The organism is uncultured Maribacter sp., assembly GCF_963977385.1.
GTDB lineage: Bacteria > Bacteroidota > Bacteroidia > Flavobacteriales > Flavobacteriaceae > Maribacter.
Genome location: NZ_CAXBOU010000001.1, coordinates 221,924 through 238,626 on the forward strand (window position 1 = coordinate 221,924; position 16,703 = coordinate 238,626).

The 16,703-nt window shown below is 37.4% G+C and carries 13 protein-coding genes, 1 tRNA gene and 1 pseudogene; 6 read left to right on the plus strand and 9 right to left on the minus strand.

All coding sequences use genetic code 11. The features are described from left to right. The first annotated feature begins 1 nt into the window (after position 1). Entirely contained in the window at positions 2 to 2,401 is a 2,400-nt protein-coding gene (locus AAC084_RS00885; protein ID WP_339835623.1) for an outer membrane beta-barrel family protein, read from the plus strand. Positions 2,402 to 2,407: 6 nt separating this feature from the next. Here AAC084_RS00885 and AAC084_RS00890 read toward each other — a convergent pair whose 3' ends face one another. The 3 genes and pseudogenes from AAC084_RS00890 to AAC084_RS00900 form a co-directional block, all read right to left on the minus strand. Then, a complete protein-coding gene (locus AAC084_RS00890) occupies positions 2,408 to 2,605 on the minus strand; it encodes a hypothetical protein (protein ID WP_036150782.1) in 198 nt (65 codons plus the stop codon). Continuing rightward, a pseudogene (locus tag AAC084_RS00895) lies at positions 2,602 to 3,996 on the minus strand (radical SAM protein). Before AAC084_RS00895 ends, AAC084_RS00890 begins: the two are co-directional and overlap by 4 nt. Next, complete coding sequence (locus AAC084_RS00900; protein WP_339835627.1) at positions 3,968 to 4,795, minus strand: prolipoprotein diacylglyceryl transferase family protein; 828 nt, start codon at positions 4,793 to 4,795, stop codon at positions 3,968 to 3,970. The pseudogene AAC084_RS00895 and the gene AAC084_RS00900 overlap by 29 nt, the downstream one beginning before the upstream one ends. Positions 4,796 to 4,964: 169 nt before the next feature. Between AAC084_RS00900 and dusB the strand changes: the two genes are divergently transcribed. Next, a complete protein-coding gene (gene dusB, locus AAC084_RS00905; protein WP_339835629.1) occupies positions 4,965 to 5,963 on the plus strand; it encodes a tRNA dihydrouridine synthase DusB in 999 nt (332 codons plus the stop codon). On the opposite strand, the gene AAC084_RS00910 is transcribed toward dusB, so the two are convergent. Then, entirely contained in the window at positions 5,960 to 7,168 is a 1,209-nt protein-coding gene (locus tag AAC084_RS00910) for an FtsX-like permease family protein (RefSeq protein ID WP_339835631.1), read from the minus strand. The two genes, dusB and AAC084_RS00910, sit on opposite strands and share 4 nt — an antisense overlap. A gap of 4 nt (positions 7,169 to 7,172) precedes the next feature. Continuing rightward, positions 7,173 to 7,565: a 30S ribosome-binding factor RbfA gene (gene rbfA / locus AAC084_RS00915; RefSeq protein ID WP_027065546.1), complete on the minus strand. Its 393-nt coding sequence runs from the start codon at positions 7,563 to 7,565 to the stop codon at positions 7,173 to 7,175. Between the two features lie 66 nt (positions 7,566 to 7,631). Between rbfA and mce the strand changes: the two genes are divergently transcribed. From mce to AAC084_RS00935, 4 genes are all read left to right on the plus strand, one after another. Continuing rightward, positions 7,632 to 8,036, plus strand: a complete 405-nt coding sequence (gene mce / locus AAC084_RS00920; RefSeq protein WP_339835634.1) for a methylmalonyl-CoA epimerase — start codon at positions 7,632 to 7,634, stop codon at positions 8,034 to 8,036. Positions 8,037 to 8,178: 142 nt separating this feature from the next. After that, positions 8,179 to 8,252, plus strand: a tRNA-Ile gene (locus AAC084_RS00925). Positions 8,253 to 8,595: 343 nt separating this feature from the next. Next, positions 8,596 to 9,642, plus strand: coding sequence for a sterol desaturase family protein (locus AAC084_RS00930; RefSeq protein WP_339835636.1), 1,047 nt, complete (start codon positions 8,596 to 8,598; stop codon positions 9,640 to 9,642). Between the two features lie 218 nt (positions 9,643 to 9,860). Continuing rightward, entirely contained in the window at positions 9,861 to 12,476 is a 2,616-nt protein-coding gene (locus AAC084_RS00935; RefSeq protein WP_339835640.1) for a M14 metallopeptidase family protein, read from the plus strand. Positions 12,477 to 12,697: 221 nt separating this feature from the next. Here AAC084_RS00935 and AAC084_RS00940 read toward each other — a convergent pair whose 3' ends face one another. From AAC084_RS00940 to AAC084_RS00955, 4 genes are read right to left on the minus strand one after another with little or no spacing between them, the layout of a single operon-like run. Next, the gene (locus AAC084_RS00940) at positions 12,698 to 13,405 is read right to left on the minus strand and encodes a 6-phosphogluconolactonase (RefSeq protein ID WP_339835643.1); all 708 of its coding nucleotides are present in this window, start codon (positions 13,403 to 13,405) and stop codon (positions 12,698 to 12,700) included. After that, entirely contained in the window at positions 13,405 to 13,935 is a 531-nt protein-coding gene (locus AAC084_RS00945; RefSeq protein WP_339835646.1) for a gluconate 2-dehydrogenase subunit 3 family protein, read from the minus strand. The genes AAC084_RS00940 and AAC084_RS00945 overlap by 1 nt, the downstream gene beginning before the upstream one ends. Continuing rightward, positions 13,923 to 15,014 (minus strand): Gfo/Idh/MocA family oxidoreductase, encoded by a 1,092-nt coding sequence (locus AAC084_RS00950; protein WP_339835649.1) that lies wholly within the window; start codon positions 15,012 to 15,014, stop codon positions 13,923 to 13,925. The genes AAC084_RS00945 and AAC084_RS00950 overlap by 13 nt, the downstream gene beginning before the upstream one ends. Further along, positions 15,011 to 16,702, minus strand: coding sequence for a GMC family oxidoreductase (locus AAC084_RS00955; RefSeq protein WP_339835651.1), 1,692 nt, complete (start codon positions 16,700 to 16,702; stop codon positions 15,011 to 15,013). Before AAC084_RS00955 ends, AAC084_RS00950 begins: the two co-directional genes overlap by 4 nt. Between the last annotated feature and the right edge of the window lies 1 nt (position 16,703).

Consider the following 16,703-nt stretch of genomic DNA (forward strand, 5'->3'; position numbering starts at 1 on the left):
AATGATTAGAAATTTCTTTACCACATTGCTTTTTAGCCTGATAGTTTCTCTTGTCCATTCGCAAGAATTTGAAATTACAGGTTTAGTCTTAGATGAAGACAAAAAGCCGATGGTATTAGTAAATGTTCTTTTATTAACTCAAGATGGTGATTTTATAAAAGGCACGGTAACCAATGATAACGGTTTCTATCAGTTTTCGGCTATAAAAGAAGGTACATATCAGATTATTGCTAGCTACATTGAGAACACGGTAGAAAGTCAGTCAATTCAATTATCTAATGATACAGAAATTGAAACCCTTGTTTTAAACAGTGCACAGCAATTAGATGAGGTGGTGGTTACACAAAAGAAACCGGTACTAGAACATATGGCAGACCGTCATGTATTTAATATTGAAAATACCGCCCTTTCTGATAATGATATTTGGAGTGTTCTAAAACGTACGCCAGGTGTCATGGTCATGAATAACAAATTGTTGGTTAACGGTAGCTCGAATGTGAATATAATGATCAATGGTAAACGAGTTAATCTGCCGGAAGATGATATAATTAATCTACTTACGGGCAGTTCTGCAAGCAACGTAGAATCTATTGAGGTCATTACGAGTCCGCCTGCAAAATACAGTGCAGAGGGCGGCTTGTTAATAGACATTAAAATGAAGAAAAACTTGGTTGCCGGGTATAATGGCGCCGTTTTTAATAGATATACACAGGGGGTGCTACCAAAACATACCTTGGGGATGGATCACTTTTTTAAAGGTAAAAAGATAGATTTTTCTACCAATTACAGCTTTAGTCATGATAGAGATTGGACCAGATATTCTGACATTACCACATATTTTGAAAACGGACAAGAAAGTGAAGTTTGGACAGCCGAACAGAAATCTTTAAGCAATAAAAAAAGTCATAATCTAAACCTTTTCCTAGATGTTCAATTAGACGATAAAAATGCAGTTAGCCTGTCTTCAACATCTAGCTTTTCACCTAACGGAGGAACAAAATTCTCATCAATAACCGATATAGAAAACACCACGGGAGATTTCTCAGCGCGTTTAGACGGACTTAATATTCTGAATTCAGACAAATTCAATTCGTCAAATTATTTAGATTGGATTCATAAGCTGAATGATAAGGGAGCAGAAATAGCAACAAATGCACATTTTACATATTATGATTCTAAAGATAGTCAAGAATTAAATAATGATATTGTAGAGGGTTTTACAGAGAATACTTCTGAGAATACTTTAAATGTAGGATCAGACCAAATCATTAATCTTTTCAGTGCCCAAACAGACCTTACCTTACCATTATCAGAGCATTCTACTATGGAAACCGGTTTAAGGTTTGCCAATATAAACTCGGAAGTAAGTATATTACAGTCAGGCTTCGATGATACCTTTGAAGGTATCGACCCTACGGAATCTGGTATTTTCAATTACGACGAACAAATTTATGCAGGGTATGTCAGTCTTAGCAACAGTTGGGAAAAATGGAAGTTAAATGTAGGTCTTAGAGCAGAATATACAGATACAAAGGGAGATTTAGATGTTTTAACGTTGACGAACACGACTTCTTATTTTGATTTATTCCCAAACCTGTCAATGTCTTATACGAAAGAGAAAAATGCTTTCATGGTAAAATACTACAGGCGAATTACCCGGGCCAGATATAGCAGTATTAACCCTTTTCAATATTATCTATCCGCAAATTCTATCTTTGAGGGAAACCCTAATTTAAAACCAGCTTACCGCACATACGTAGAAGTTGATTATGTGTACGACAAAGACTTTAAGTTTGCCTTATTTACCAGTATAAAATCAGACGAACAGGTACAACAATTTATTCAAGATAATGATACCAATATCCTTAAAGCACAATATCTAAATTTAGAAACCAATTATAATTTTGGTGCAGATGTAAGTGTGTCTAAATATCTTACGTCATACTGGTACTTTTATTTTTTGGTGAGCCAATATTATAATCAAAATAAGTTTAATGATGTAGCAACAGATGCTATTATTGATAATTCTATTTGGACAACATATGTAAGAGCGAATAACTATTTTACCCTTTTAAAAGATGAATCGCTCTATGCAGATCTAGCTTTTAACTATATTTCTCCGTACGTTAGAGGTAATGCTAGTAATAGAGCCTATAGTAAATTAGATATAAATTTTAGAAAGACTTTTTGGAATAAAGATGCTAGTGTTTCAATAGGAGTAGAAGATATATTTAATAACGGAAATACCTTTTCTACAAGAAACTATCTTGACCAAAATAACACTACAAGTACTAGGCTTGAAAGTCGATTATTTGTATTCGGTTTTAGATATAAGTTCGGGAACACTAAAATTCGCGATAATTCTAAAAGTAAGAATACAGACGAAAATAAGCGATTATAACATTTTCTACGATAGCATAGCACCGCATATACCAAGGCTTATTAGGCAATACACGCCTGCTAATATCATAAAGACCTTACCCGCTTTTTTCTTTTTATAATAAAACAAAATCGCCCCGATTATGATGAACAATATTGCGGGACCGAACATGATTAGAAACAAAAATGTAGCAAGACCATCAAGATTACCAACTTCTAAAATCATAGCATTTCGTTTTGTAGTTCCTTTAATCGTTCAATTTTATCATCTCGGTAAAAGAGGTTCATAGTCTCGAACGGAATAATTTTATAGTCTTTATTTACAATGTGCACACACGATTTCTTTATAGCACGTACATCAAAGTTATGAGCATCTATAAATTGCATGATAATGATGCGAAACAAGTTGTCATACCCGAGCTCAGGCGCATCAATTTCTGGTAAGCAGCACATAATACTCTTTAGGTTTTCAGAAGCTTTTTCAACAGAATTTCCAGTACTGAACAACTCAATCATTTTACCATGCAACTGCTCGTCTTGCTCATAGATAATAGTGTTTTTTCCTTCGTTCAATAAGTCTTCAGGATTTATAAAACGCGTTAACGGATTCACTTCATCTCCCAGTTTTAAGGCATAAGCCATCACCAAAGCATCAGGGTTACAAGGCACGGGTATTAAATCATCAGATTCAAAAATGGGAGATTGCTCTAGTATCTTTCTACGCACTTCTGTTAAGGTAATTCGGTTTTCATCCACTTCAAAATTCTCTAATCGCCCAGCTATTTGAGTGGGTTGAAAAGTAACACCACGTACACATTTCTGTTTTAAGGCAAAGTCAATAGTGCTACCCATTTCATGGTCGTTGAGACCTTTTTGTATAACAATTACAAGAGTGGTAGAAAGATTTAATTTGTTAAGATGTTCAAGGGCTTGTAAACGAACATCCGCAAGGTCTGCGCCTCTCAAAGTTCGCAGAACTTTGTTATCCAATGAATCAAACTGTAAATACACTTCAAAATCTGGTGCGTAGGTGGCTAATCGTTTTGCGAATTCAAAATCCTTTGCAATTTTAATTCCGTTCGTATTTAACATCAAATGCCGAATAGGAAGTGATTTTGCATAATCAAGTATTTCAAAAAACTTTGGGTGAATTGTTGGCTCTCCACCACTAAGTTGAACCACATCTGGCTCACCTTCATTTTTTACGATGACATCGAGCATCTTTTTAAATTCCTCTAAGGTTCTGTGTCTGCCATAAGTGGGCGAAGATCCTGCATATCATGTTGGGCATGTAAGGTTGCAGCGGTCTGTAAGTTCAATTACGGTTAAACAAGAATGTTGCTCGTGATTAGGGCACAGCCCGCAATCGTAAGGACAACCATAGTGTGTTTCTGTATTAAAGGTTTTTGGGTACTCAGAAGCTTTGTTATAGTTTCTTATGTTCTTATAATATTCATTATCGTCAGCAATTAAAACTTTAGACCTACCATGTTCTTTGCAGTTTTTAAGCATATACACCTTCTCGTTTTCAAAAACGATTTTAGCATCCACCCTTCTAAGACATTCTGGGCAAAGGCTTAGTGTAAAATCATAATACGTATAGTTTTTTTCGGACATAAGATATTCCCTCAAAGATGAATTTATAGTAGTAAACCAAACAAATTAAACATAATAATTGAATGCTGCTGAGACCTAGCACATAAAAACTATTTGGTTTTAGAAATTCTATATAGAAACGTAATGAGAAATAACTGACCATAAAAAGTTTAAAGTAATCACCATTTACAAAAGAAGTAGATGATTTTTGGAACTTTTTAATGATTATAAAAAGTAGCATTAGAAATACCACTTCATAAAGTGCTATTGGGTGCCTGGTAATTCCATCACCTAAATCCATGCCCATGAAAATAGAAGTTTCTTTGCCATAGGTAAACTCTTTTATGCCAGCTAGAAAACAGCCTAAGCGACCAATGGAAATACCAAGAATTATAGGTAACGTAAAAAGGTCTCCAGAAGAATGTTTTTCACCAATTAATTTTTTGGCAAGCTCTACCCCTAGCAACCCACCAAAGAGTCCGCCCATTATGGTTTTGTTGTTGAGATTAAAGATCCAATCCTCATTCACGTGAGCTATAGGGTTTTCAAAAAAGGCAACGATTCTAGAAAGAAGCAAAGCCCCAAAAACAGCACCTATTATAATTGATAGGCGATTATTAGAAGAAATTACATCGGTACTTTTTTTACGTAAGAAAACGTAATACCTAAATCCAATAAAAAATGCTAGGTATTCAAGAATAAGATGCATATTCAATTTGACACCAAAAAGGATAGGTTCATAAGGAAGGGAGACAATAAGCATAGAACTATTCATTAAGTCATTATCTATAATTCTAAAACTGATTATTCTAAGTTGCACGTATAATTGTAGTCAAAGACTAGTAACGGGTACTAATTTACATTCTTTCTAGAAACAACTATTTAAACATCTACAATGGGGTTCATAACCATCAAGTTTATCAAAATTATGGCGAATTGACCTTCTAGTATTTTTATATAACTTTGCACCCGAAAATTAGAATACGCCAGTGCCTAAAATAGGAGACATACAATTACCAGATTTTCCTTTGTTGTTAGCACCAATGGAAGATGTTAGCGACCCACCTTTTCGTGCCCTTTGTAAAGAGCAAGGAGCCGATGTGGTGTATACCGAATTTATATCATCGGAAGGATTGATCCGTGATGCTGCAAAGAGCGTTATGAAGCTCGATATTTATGAAAAAGAACGCCCTGTAGGTATTCAAATTTTTGGTGCTAATTTAGAAAGTATGTTACAATCTGTAGAGATTGTAGAGAAATCAAGACCAGATATTATTGATATTAATTTTGGTTGCCCAGTAAAAAAAGTAGTTTCTAGAGGAGCCGGTGCCGGAATATTAAAAGATATAGACCTAATGGTTTCTTTGACCAAAGCGATGGTAGAGCATAGCAACTTGCCTATTACCGTTAAAACTAGATTGGGTTGGGATGATGATTCTATTAAAATTGTTGAGGTTGCAGAACGATTACAAGATGTAGGTTGCGCAGCAATTTCAATTCATGGCAGAACCCGTGCACAAATGTATAAGGGAAATGCAGATTGGAACCCGATTAGAGAGGTTAAGAACAACCCAAGAATGCATATACCTGTATTTGGTAACGGTGATGTAGATTCGCCAGAAGCAGCCATGAAAATGCGTGATGAATACGGCTTGGATGGAGCAATGATCGGTCGTGCCAGTATTGGTTACCCTTGGATATTTAGAGAGGTAAAACACTTTTTTGAAACAGGTACTCATTTAGCTCCACCAACTATGGAAGAACGTGTAGATGCCGCTCGTCGTCATTTACAAATGTCCATTGACTGGAAGGGAGAAATACTAGGTGTTTTTGAGACACGTAGGCATTATACCAACTATTTCAAGGGAATTCCTAATTTTAAGGAGTATCGTATGAAAATGGTGACTAGCGATGATTCTGCCTCAGTTTTTGCAGCCTTTGATGAGGTAATGGAAAAATTTGGAGATCATGAGTTTACTTTGGCTTAAAGGTCTACCAATTTCTTATTGATACGGCTGCTTGCAATTTTAGAAGCAATAATGCCCAACACAATAATTGTTGCTAGAACAATGGCAATATTGATGAATTCAAATTTAACAGGGTAGGCCAGAGAAGGGGTGATTTTCAACCAACCAAAAGCCAATTGTGACCATACGATAAGCACACCAATAAGCACACCGATTAATCCGCCGAAACCAGTGACTAAAACCCCTTGTACAAAGTAAATTCGTTGTAATTCTTTAATGGTTGTACCCAAGCTATAAAGCGTTTTTGAGTTCTGCTGCTTATCTAAAATCATCATAATAATAGCACCGACTACATTAAAAAGGGCAATGATAAGCACAAGGGTAAATATGAGATATGTAGCAACATTCTCGGTATTCAACATTTTATAAAGTGTACTGTTCAATTGCTGCCTGTTCTTTAGTTCAACACCAGAACCTAAAATAGCCTGAATTTCTGAACGGACTGTACTGGGCTCTACCCCGTCGTCCATTTTAAAATTTATACCTGAAATTTGGAGCGAGTCTTTTTCTAATAATGCCTGCGTTAATCGTAAATCAGCAAATACATATTTGTTATCTAAGTCGGCTTCTACGGCGTATACCCCACCAATGACCATAGGAATTTGGTTATATAATGTTGATGTGTTCATGTTTTGCGATATAGAACCTTTACCAGGTTTAAACGCATAAATCTGCATAGGACTACGAAACTGATTGATGGTTACCCCAAGAATATTTGCAATACCTAAACCTGACACTACCTGTGTGTCATTAACCGTCCAGTCGCCCATGTAAAGAGTGCTGTCTACTGCGGTAACCTTGGTGTAATTACTATCTACACCTTTTATGTGAGCAATATGATTTTTACCACGGTGTTCTAAAGAAACTTTTTCTTCGAGCTCTTTCGAGAAAAAGGCAAGACCTTCTATTGCGTGTAATTTTTCTTCTTGTTCGGGAGATAAGGTAAACGTCTTTCCGGCTACAGGTAAAGCTTTTAATTGAGGGTCAAAAGATTCGGTAAAAGAAAGGCTAAAAGTTTTTAATCCAGCAAAGGCCGAAAGCACAATAAACAGTGCTGCAGAACCAATAACAATAACTAAAAAGGTAATAAAATTAATGATGTTAACCGCGTTCTGGGTACTTTTTGAACGTACATACCTTTTGGCGATATAGAGAGGAAAATTCAACCGATTAGGACTTTTTACGCTTAGGTAACAAATCTCTGTTCTCGATGGGGTTTTCTTCGCGTTTTAAAGACTTTTCAATATTCTCAATGTAATCTAACGAATCGTCTAAATAGAATAATAATTCTGGCACCCTACGCAATTGGTTTCTTGTGCGTTGCGAAAGTTCATGCTTAATTAATGGCTGGTTCGATTTAATACCTTCCATCAGTTCGCCTGCTTTATCGTTCGGAAAAATACTTAGGTAAATTTTAGCGATAGATAAATCTGTGGTCACTGCAACTTTAGACACAGATATTAGGGTATTACGAAGTCCGCCATCAATGGCAGCTTTTTGTAGAATGTCTACAATATCTTTTTGAATGACCCCAGCTATTTTACGTTGTCTTTGCGTTTCCATACTGCAAAAATACATATTAAAATGTATCTTAACCCCTATGTGATGCACTCTGAAGCAAATTAAGACATGAAAAAGATAGAACATTTAGGTATAGCGGTGAAAAACATAGAAGATTCCAATGCCCTTTTCGAGAAATTACTGGGGGTAGCACCCTATAAACAAGAAGAAGTTGCTTCAGAAGGGGTAAATACTTCTTTCTTTCAAAACGGACCTAATAAGATAGAATTACTGGCGTCAACCAACTCTGACGGACCAATCGCCAAGTTTTTAGAAAAAAAGGGGGAAGGTATACACCATGTAGCTTTTGAAGTCAATGATATCGTGGCGGAAATGGCACGATTAAAATCGGAAGGTTTTACATTGCTGAATGAAAAGCCTAAGAAAGGAGCGGATAATAAATGGGTTGCTTTCGTTCACCCAAAGACAGCAAATGGCGTGTTGGTAGAGTTGTGCCAAGAAATTCGAGAGTAAGCTTTATTTTGCTTGTGTCAGTTAAAAATAAGTAGTAATATTGCATCCGCAATTCGCGGGTTTTGTAGCTGGTTTGAGCACCAGTCTCTATCGATTTTAATCGAAACAAGAGTTTACAAAGCTAAAATATTGAATTATAACCGGTCCTATAGCTCAGCTGGTTAGAGCACCTGACTCATAATCAGGTGGTCCCTGGTTCGAGTCCAGGTGGGACCACTACTTATAAAGTAAACCCTTCAAGAAATTGAAGGGTTTTTTTATTTTTAGCAAAGACATCATCCAAGTACATCCATAATATCCACCTGTTCAATTAATATATTTTTAGAAAATGGAGTTATCTTTTTAAGGTTAGAAAACTGATTTATAATACTCTACCTCTTAATGTAGTAGTTTCAATTTCATATAGTTTTGGTCGAAGCCACTCTCTTGTTCGTCGAATTTGTTTATGCCTTTGTTATTTTTAAAGTTCTTTAGCAGAACCAATCATATATATAATTTTATATTAGAATTAACGGCATATTCGTAATGATGTCATTAATATTTTACTAAAAGAACAATCATGGAAATCTTCGAGACATTTTTCAATGAAATAATTGGTTTTCTAGGCATATCAAATGCTTTTGAAATACTACAGACAGGAGATTATAGTAAGTTCAGAACTTATGATGGTGTGGTTTCACTGATCTATCCGATAATACCACTATTATTAATTTTAGAATTGATATTGGGTTTGGTCTATAAAAAACCAGATACCAAAGTATACAAGGTCAATTTTTTAATTTATGTGTTCAATAGGTTTGTTGGTAGGTTTATTGCCATTGCCATGGTAACTATTTGCATTGGGCTATTTCAATCTTTTGCACCATTTCAGACCAAAATGACATGGTATTGGTTTATTTATGCCTACATCATTTGGGAATTTGCCCATTTTCTATATCATTATTGGGGCCATAAAGTCCGTCTTTTTTGGTGTCTTCATTCCACACATCACGCACCTGAAAATATGAATCTTTCGGTAACGCATGCACACTTTTTTTTAGAGGCGCCTTATGCTGATACGATACGCACTACTGTCTGCATTTTGTTGGGTGTACAGCCAGAACTATTGTTCTTGATTATGTTTATAGACGGTACTTACGGGGCTTTCATTCATATTGGCGAAAATGTTATTAAAGATGCACGGTTTGGATTCTTGAACAAAATTATGCTGACACCGTCTCACCATCGTGTACATCATGCACGAAATCCATTATATATGGACACCAATTTCTGTAATCTACTCAACATTTGGGACCATGCTTTTGGTACGTATCAAGAAGAGAAAAATGAAATTAAAATAGAATATGGTATTACTAGAGAAATGGATTCGGGTAATTTTATGGATGTCTATTTTGGAGAATTCACCGCCCTTTTTAAAGATATAATAAAAGCTCCCGGAATAAAAAACAAAGTTATGTACGCTTTTATGCCACCGGGATGGAGTCATACAGGAGATCACAAAACCTCCAAAATTACACGAGCTGAGTTTTTTCGAAATAATCCTGCCTATAATGCATCTTTAACAGTTGAGCAGCCAAATCCAATAAATAGCGACCCTGTAAAGTAAGGTTCATACAAATTTCTTGTTGCGTTAAATAGGATTTGCTCGGTCGTGTTTCATAAATTACTGATAGAATTCAGCTTAACATACAATTCAATAAATTCAACCCCATTAGATTACCGACTTAGAAATTAACATTTCTTTTAACATAATCTTTCTCTGTATCATTTACTTATCGTTTCACTATTTCTTAATTTCCTATTTTAAACAAACTAATTCGAAAAATGACTACAAAAAACTCTAAGTGCAAGTCGGCATTATTGACCCTTGTACTAGCCATTTCGTGCATATCTGTGACGGTGGCGCAAACCGTACCTTCTCCAGAAGATGTTTATGGTTTCAAAGTGGGTACCGATTACAAACTAGCCGATTATTCACAGATTGAAGACTACCTAAGTAAACTTGATGTTGCTTCTAACAGGGTCAAAAAAGTTGAAATTGGCACTACCGTATTAGGTAGAAAAATGTACATCTTGTTTATATCAAGTGAGCAAAATTTGACTCAATTAGATAAGTGGAAAGATATTAGTACCAAATTAGCACGTGTGCAGGTTACTGAAGATGAAGCTTTAAAACTTTCAGAGGATGGTAAAGCGATTGTTTGGGTAGATGGCGGTATGCACTCAACCGAATTGGCGCACGGCCAAATGACATCTGAACTGGCGTATTCCTTGGCAACTTCTGAGACCACCGAAATGAAAAAAATCAGGGAGAATGTTATCACTATTTTAATGCCGGTAATGAACCCTGATGGGTTAGATATTGTTGTTGATTGGTATAGAAAGAATATGGGTACGGCGTATGAAACTTCACGTCCGCCAATTTTGTATCATTACTATATGGGCCATGATAATAATAGAGATTGGTTTATGAATACAATGCCAGAGACGTATAATGTCACTAAGATTTTATACAACGAATGGTACCCGCAGATTGTGTACAACCACCACCAATCTTCACCATCATGGACAAAAATTTCACTTCCGCCGTACGCAGATCCTGTGAACCCAAAAATTCACCCTGCCATTACTGCTGCTGTGAGTGAAGTAGGTTCTGCAATGACGAAACGATTTTCTTTAGAGAATATGCCTGGCGCAATTGCCGATAATTTCTATACGATGTTTTGGAATGGCGGAGGCCGTACAGTTCCTTATTATCATAATATGATTGGTATCTTAACGGAAGTAGGTCACACTACCCCAACACCGAGATTTTATGACCCAGAAAAATTACCTAAAACAGTAGCTGGTGGTACACCAACAGACGGTACGGACATCATGTATCCAGACCCTTGGAAAGGCGGCGAATCACATTTTCGTGATGCGGTAGATTATATGCTTACGGCAACATGGGCGACTTTAGACTTAGCTGCTGACCGTAAAAGCAACTACTTGCACAACATTTATAAAATGGGTGCTTCGGCCATTGAAAAGTCTAAAACAGAAGGTCCGTATGCGTATGTAATCAGTAAAGACCAATGGGATGCCTTTGAGTCCGTCAACTTGGTCAATGTTTTATTACGTGGCGGAATTGAAATTGAAAAGGCCACTAAGAATTTTGAGGCTAATGATAAGAAATATGAAGCAGGTTCGTATGTAATATATGCGGGACAAGCGTTTAGACCGTATTTGATGGATTTGTTGGAGAAACAAAATTACCCAACCCGTTTTCAATATCCTGGTGGACCACCGGATACACCATATGATTTAGCGGGATGGACATTACCTTTTCAAATGGGTGTTGCTGTAGATAGAATTGCAGAACCTATGGAAATTGCTACCGAAAAAGTAGCTGATTTAGCCAAGTATTATGAGGGCGATGTAAAGGGCAAGGCTTCTTTTGGCTATGCATTGAGCGCCAATACGAATGCCTCGGTTATCGCAACTAACAAAATATTAAAGGCTGGCGGTACGGCGTATAAAACCAAAGCGGCTTTTAAATCGGGAAAAATAACAATTCCGGCAGGTTCCTATATTGTTTCTGGCGGCAGTGAATCTATCGACGCATTGGCTAGCGAGTATGGTCTTGAGGTTACGGGTTTATCCGCAGAACCAAAAATTGAGAGGACTAAAATTCACCTTCCTAAAGTTGGTTTGTACAAGTCTTGGGTGTCGAATATGGATGAAGGCTGGACACGCTTTGTGATGGATGAATATGAGTTTGAAACCGATACCTTACATGATAGAGATATTCAAACGGCAGACTTATCTAAATACGATGTATTGATACTGCCTTCGCAACGTGTGAAATCACTTTTACACGGACATTCTACCTTAGATATGCCTGAAAAGTTTACTGGAGGATTAGGACTTGAAGGTTCTGTAGCCTTAAGTAATTATGTGAAGAATGGAGGTACTTTAATGGCTTTTGATGAAGCTAGTAATTATGTGATCGAACAATTTGGCCTACCGATTAAAGATGCTACAGAAGGTACGGATAATAAAGAATTCTTTATACCAGGATCCTTAATTAAAACCGGATTCGACACTACACATCCGTTGGCATTTGGTATGCAAGATACGGTAGCGGTATCGTTCAATAAAAGCCGTGCGTTTGAGATTGAAAAACAGGAAAAGAAGGGTGAAGGTGGTACAGAAGATATTAAAGATGCCCCTGTTCCTGAAATAGAGGTTATTGCCAATTACGCCGAAAAAGATTTGTTAATGAGCGGCTGGGCTATGGGTGAGAAAAAATACATTGCAAAAAAACCAGCTATGGTAAAAGCAAAGTATGGTAAAGGCGCTGTTGTATTATTTGCTTTCAGACCGCAGTTTAGAGCGCAACCTAGAGGCACGTACAAGCTTATTTTCAATACCATATATGAAGGAGCTTCAGACTAGTTGAAGTAGAGAAAATTAAGATTGATTTTTTAAGAGCGGTTTTAATCGTGATGTCACATTGAGCGCAGTCGAAATGCTTAATTGGTCAGCAAGTTTAAACTTCGATAAATGAATAATAAAAAAGCCCATCAGATTCTGATGGGCTTTTTTTAAATCAAGTTAGATGCAATTATTTTAAATAAGTAAACTTTTCATTTTATTAAAAGATACAATCTATTCGGTCATAGGTCTGTTATTAAGGTAACCTTTGGATGTTTCCATAAAATACTTGCCGGTAGAGTTGGGGTAATTTCCTTTGTGAGCCATTTAGTATATGCATCAGTTTTCCCCGTTCCGGTTACAATAAATAAGATTTCTTTTGCTTCCAAAATGGACTTTATGCCTAAAGTAACACCAATCGTTGGTTGAGTTTGTTCAGAGAGAATCATCGTATGATTTTGGGTAGATGGAGCCAATTGTGAAACATAACACGGATTTGAAGGCCATTTTTCACTGGGCTCTATAAAACCCAAATGTCCGTTTTTTCCCATTCCTAAAATGAGAATATCCAGCGGACCTTTCTCATCAAGTGCTTTTTGCATTGAAACTACTGAATTCGCAGCTTGAATTTTACCAATTAGATTTGAAGTAGGAGAAAAGTAATATGTTCTTTCTGCGGATATTCCCCATGGAATTCTCACCTCTTTTTCAATGTAACTTTTACAACTACGTTGATTTTCAGATAATCCCACCCATTCATCCAATTGAAACAAAGAGAGAGACTTTGTATACTCACTTCCTTTCTTTGCGATAGAGCGATACATTTCCAAAGGAGAATTTCCGGTGGCAATACCTATTTTTCCAACAGGGTTCTTTTTAACCTTTTGAAGTAACCATTCTGCAGCTGTTTCGCTTACTTCGTTATAGTCTTTACATTGATGTGTCTTCATTAGTACCATGCTATTTCATTAGTATAAGTAACGCAGCCTTTATAAGTTCCGGGGATAGGGTTGTATCGTAATCCTTCCATTATTCCAATTTTAGAGGAAAAATATCCCCACTGTGTAAGCGACTTAAGATCTTTAAAATAAGAAGGGGTTGTACTGGTTGGCGAATTTGCCTCTTCGTCTATTTTGGCAATGAAGTCATATTGTTTTTCTTCGGATAAGTCTAAAAACCCACTGCTCAATAATTGGTTTAGTCCAATGATGATGCGGTCTTTTCTTTCGATTTCATAACAGTCTTCTACTATGAGGCCAATAAAATGCTGTACGTTTGCCTCTTTTGCTCCAGGAGACGTTGGTGTTTCGGGTAAAATAATTTCAACGATAACTGCCAGAAGCGATTGATATTCGTGGTTTAATAAAGAGGGATTACTATCCTTAGCACACCCCTCAAGAAGCCAAGAAAAGGGTATAAAGCTTGCGGCAGACCATTGGGCTACCAATCCTAATGCATTTCTTCGATTTATTTTTTCCATAATAAGTACGGTTTTTTGGCATCGGTCTTAAAAGGCAACTTGATTTTTTTTCCTTCTCCTGCCGAAGCATATGCTGCGAAAAGGACCTCCAAAACGGCCTTACCATCCTCTCCGGTAACCAGGGGAGTACAGTCATTTTTAACACAATCTACAAAGTGGGCCATCTCTTGTGGAAACCCATAGTTCCACAGCTCTTCATACATGGTAAAGCTCCAGCCTTTTGTGTTTCCTGCTTTTTCCACGGCATAGCCAATCCCTTTTTCACTATAGGTTAATATGGAATTTCCTTGTAGTATATCGGCATAAGCGACTCCTTCGCTTCCATGTATTTCGGCTTTATCATCCATACCTCCCTTTTTAATCCAGCTTTCTTCTGCAATTGCGGTTACCCCATTGCTAAATTCTAAGATAAGCACGCTGTTGTCATCACCAATGGTTTTGTCTTTATGCACAGAGGTTTGCATTTGTGCATACACCGAAACAATAGAAGCGTTTGGGTTTAACCACCTGAAGAACTGAATGGCATGACATCCCATATCCATCATAACGCCACCCCCTGATTTTTCAACATCATAAAAATGGGCTGCGTGAGGGCCATCGTGCTTTTCAGACTGTTTAAAAAGCACCGGATACCCCAAAGCTCCTTCATCTAACAAGGCTTTTAAGCGCACATATTTTGGTGTAAAACACAATTCTTCCGCATACATAAGTTTCACCTTATTTTCTTTACAGGTTTCGATCATAAGATCTGCCTCCTGCAAGTTTAGGCAAAGGGGTTTTTCTACGACGACATGCTTTTTTGCTTGGGCAATTTTTACGGCTAATTCACAATGTAAAAAGTTGGGTGCTCCAAGAATAACCATATCAATATCGTCTAGGGCTAAAAAGCTATCTATATCAGTAAACCAATTCGGAATCTGGTGTTGTTTGGCAAAGGCTTTTACATGCTCTTCGTTGGGAGACATTACCGCAACTATCACTGCATCGGCTACTGTTTTCAATGCTTCAGCATGAATATTTGCGATAAATTGAGACCCTATAATACCAACGCCTACCTGTTTATGTTGCGTAATTTTCATAGCTGTTGTGTTTTTAAGTGTTCGGCGGCATAGGTTGCAGCTCTTGCTGTAAATGCCATATAAAGCAATGACGGACTTTGGTTTCCCGTACTCGTCATACATGCACCATCAGTGACAAATACATTCTTGCACAGGTGCAGTTGGTTATGCTCATTAAGCATAGATGTTTTTGGGTCGGTTCCCATTCTGCATCCCCCCATTTCGTGTATATCAAGGCCAGGTGCCTGTTTAGAATCGTTTTGTTCAATATCGATGCATCCCATAGTTTCAAGCATCGCTTTGCTTTCGGTTAAAAAGTCTTGCACCATCAATTCGTCATTATCGTCATAATTCACATCTGTAACGAGCTGTGGAATTCCCCAAGGATCTTTATCTGTCTTTGATAAATAAACCCTATTGGATGCTTTCGGAATCGTTTCGCCCTGCATATACATATATGCTTGCCAATCTCCCGGTAGTCGAAGTCCTTCTTTATAGGCCGCTCCAATACTTGGTCCATTTTCTTGAGCCTCTTGATTTCTAGGTCGTGATGCGCCACTGAAAATAGTGTATCCCCCAACAAAGGGCATATCATGCTTGTATACATTTCTATAATTGGCTAAAATTAATTCAGAGGGATTCCTTCCATAAACATACGTGTCTTTAAAACCATCAAACTTGCCCGAAGTCCATCCGCGGTAATTATGAAAACCTATATATCTCCCAAGGATATCATGATCATTTCCTAGGCCATTTGGAAACCGTTCTGAGGTGGAGTTTAATAGGATAAGATTAGAATTCAGTGCCGAGGCATTCACAAAAACGATACTGGCTTTTAATTCTTGCCGCTCCCCTGTAGTTGTATCTATATACTCAATACCCGTTGCCTTTTTTTTATCGTCATCATACATGATTTTAACCACTACCGCATCGGAGAGCATGGTTAAGTTTTCAGTTTTTTTTGCAGCGGGCAATGTGCTAGAATTACTGCTAAAATAGGCGCCAAAAGGGCATCCTCTCATACAAAGATTTCTAGATTGGCATTTTCCCCTGCCTAATGCTAAATGGTGTTCTTTAGGTTCGGTCAAATGTGCCCATCGTCCATGTACCAAGTGCCTGTCTGGATAGTTGTCGCTTAAGGTCTTACTCATGTGCTGTTCCACACAATTCATTTCAAACGGGGGCAAGAACTCCCCATCGGGCATAGATGCTAACCCATCTTTATTTCCACACACTCCAATAAAGTCTTCGACCATATGATACCAAGGTGCCATTTCGGTGTAATCTACGGGCCACTCAATACCATACTTATATTTGAAAGGAGATTCGAATTCCGATTGGCTCCACCGTTGGCACGCCCTACCCCATGTTAACGATTTTCCACCTACTTGATATCCACGGATCCAATCGAAAGGCTTTTCTTGTACATAAGGCTGATCCTTATCTTTAATAAAAAAGTGAGCAGTGTCTTCGCCAAAACCTGCCGCTTTAGAGATTAATGGGTTCTCTTCTTTGAAGGTATTTGTCATCATGCCGCCATGGGGAAAATCCCACGGTTGCAGGTGAGCGGTAGGATAATCTTTTTTGTGTTCCACATTCCTTCCCCGTTCCACAACACAGGTTTTTAGACCGTTTTCACACAATACTTTAGCGGCCCATCCACCAGAAATGCCGGACCCAATAACGATGGCATCGAATGTTGTATTCATT

Coding starts and splice junctions, on each gene's coding strand:
- AAC084_RS00885 (WP_339835623.1), top strand. CDS start 2: ATGATTAGAAATTTCTTTACCACATTGCTTTTTAGCCTGATAGTTTCT.
- AAC084_RS00890 (WP_036150782.1), bottom strand. CDS start 2,605: ATGATTTTAGAAGTTGGTAATCTTGATGGTCTTGCTACATTTTTGTTT.
- rbfA (WP_027065546.1), bottom strand. CDS start 7,565: ATGGAAACGCAAAGACAACGTAAAATAGCTGGGGTCATTCAAAAAGAT.
- mce (WP_339835634.1), top strand. CDS start 7,632: ATGAAAAAGATAGAACATTTAGGTATAGCGGTGAAAAACATAGAAGAT.
- AAC084_RS00930 (WP_339835636.1), top strand. CDS start 8,596: ATGGAAATCTTCGAGACATTTTTCAATGAAATAATTGGTTTTCTAGGC.
- AAC084_RS00935 (WP_339835640.1), top strand. CDS start 9,861: ATGACTACAAAAAACTCTAAGTGCAAGTCGGCATTATTGACCCTTGTA.
- AAC084_RS00940 (WP_339835643.1), bottom strand. CDS start 13,405: ATGAAGACACATCAATGTAAAGACTATAACGAAGTAAGCGAAACAGCT.
- AAC084_RS00945 (WP_339835646.1), bottom strand. CDS start 13,935: ATGGAAAAAATAAATCGAAGAAATGCATTAGGATTGGTAGCCCAATGG.
- AAC084_RS00950 (WP_339835649.1), bottom strand. CDS start 15,014: ATGAAAATTACGCAACATAAACAGGTAGGCGTTGGTATTATAGGGTCT.
- AAC084_RS00955 (WP_339835651.1), bottom strand. CDS start 16,702: ATGAATACAACATTCGATGCCATCGTTATTGGGTCCGGCATTTCTGGT.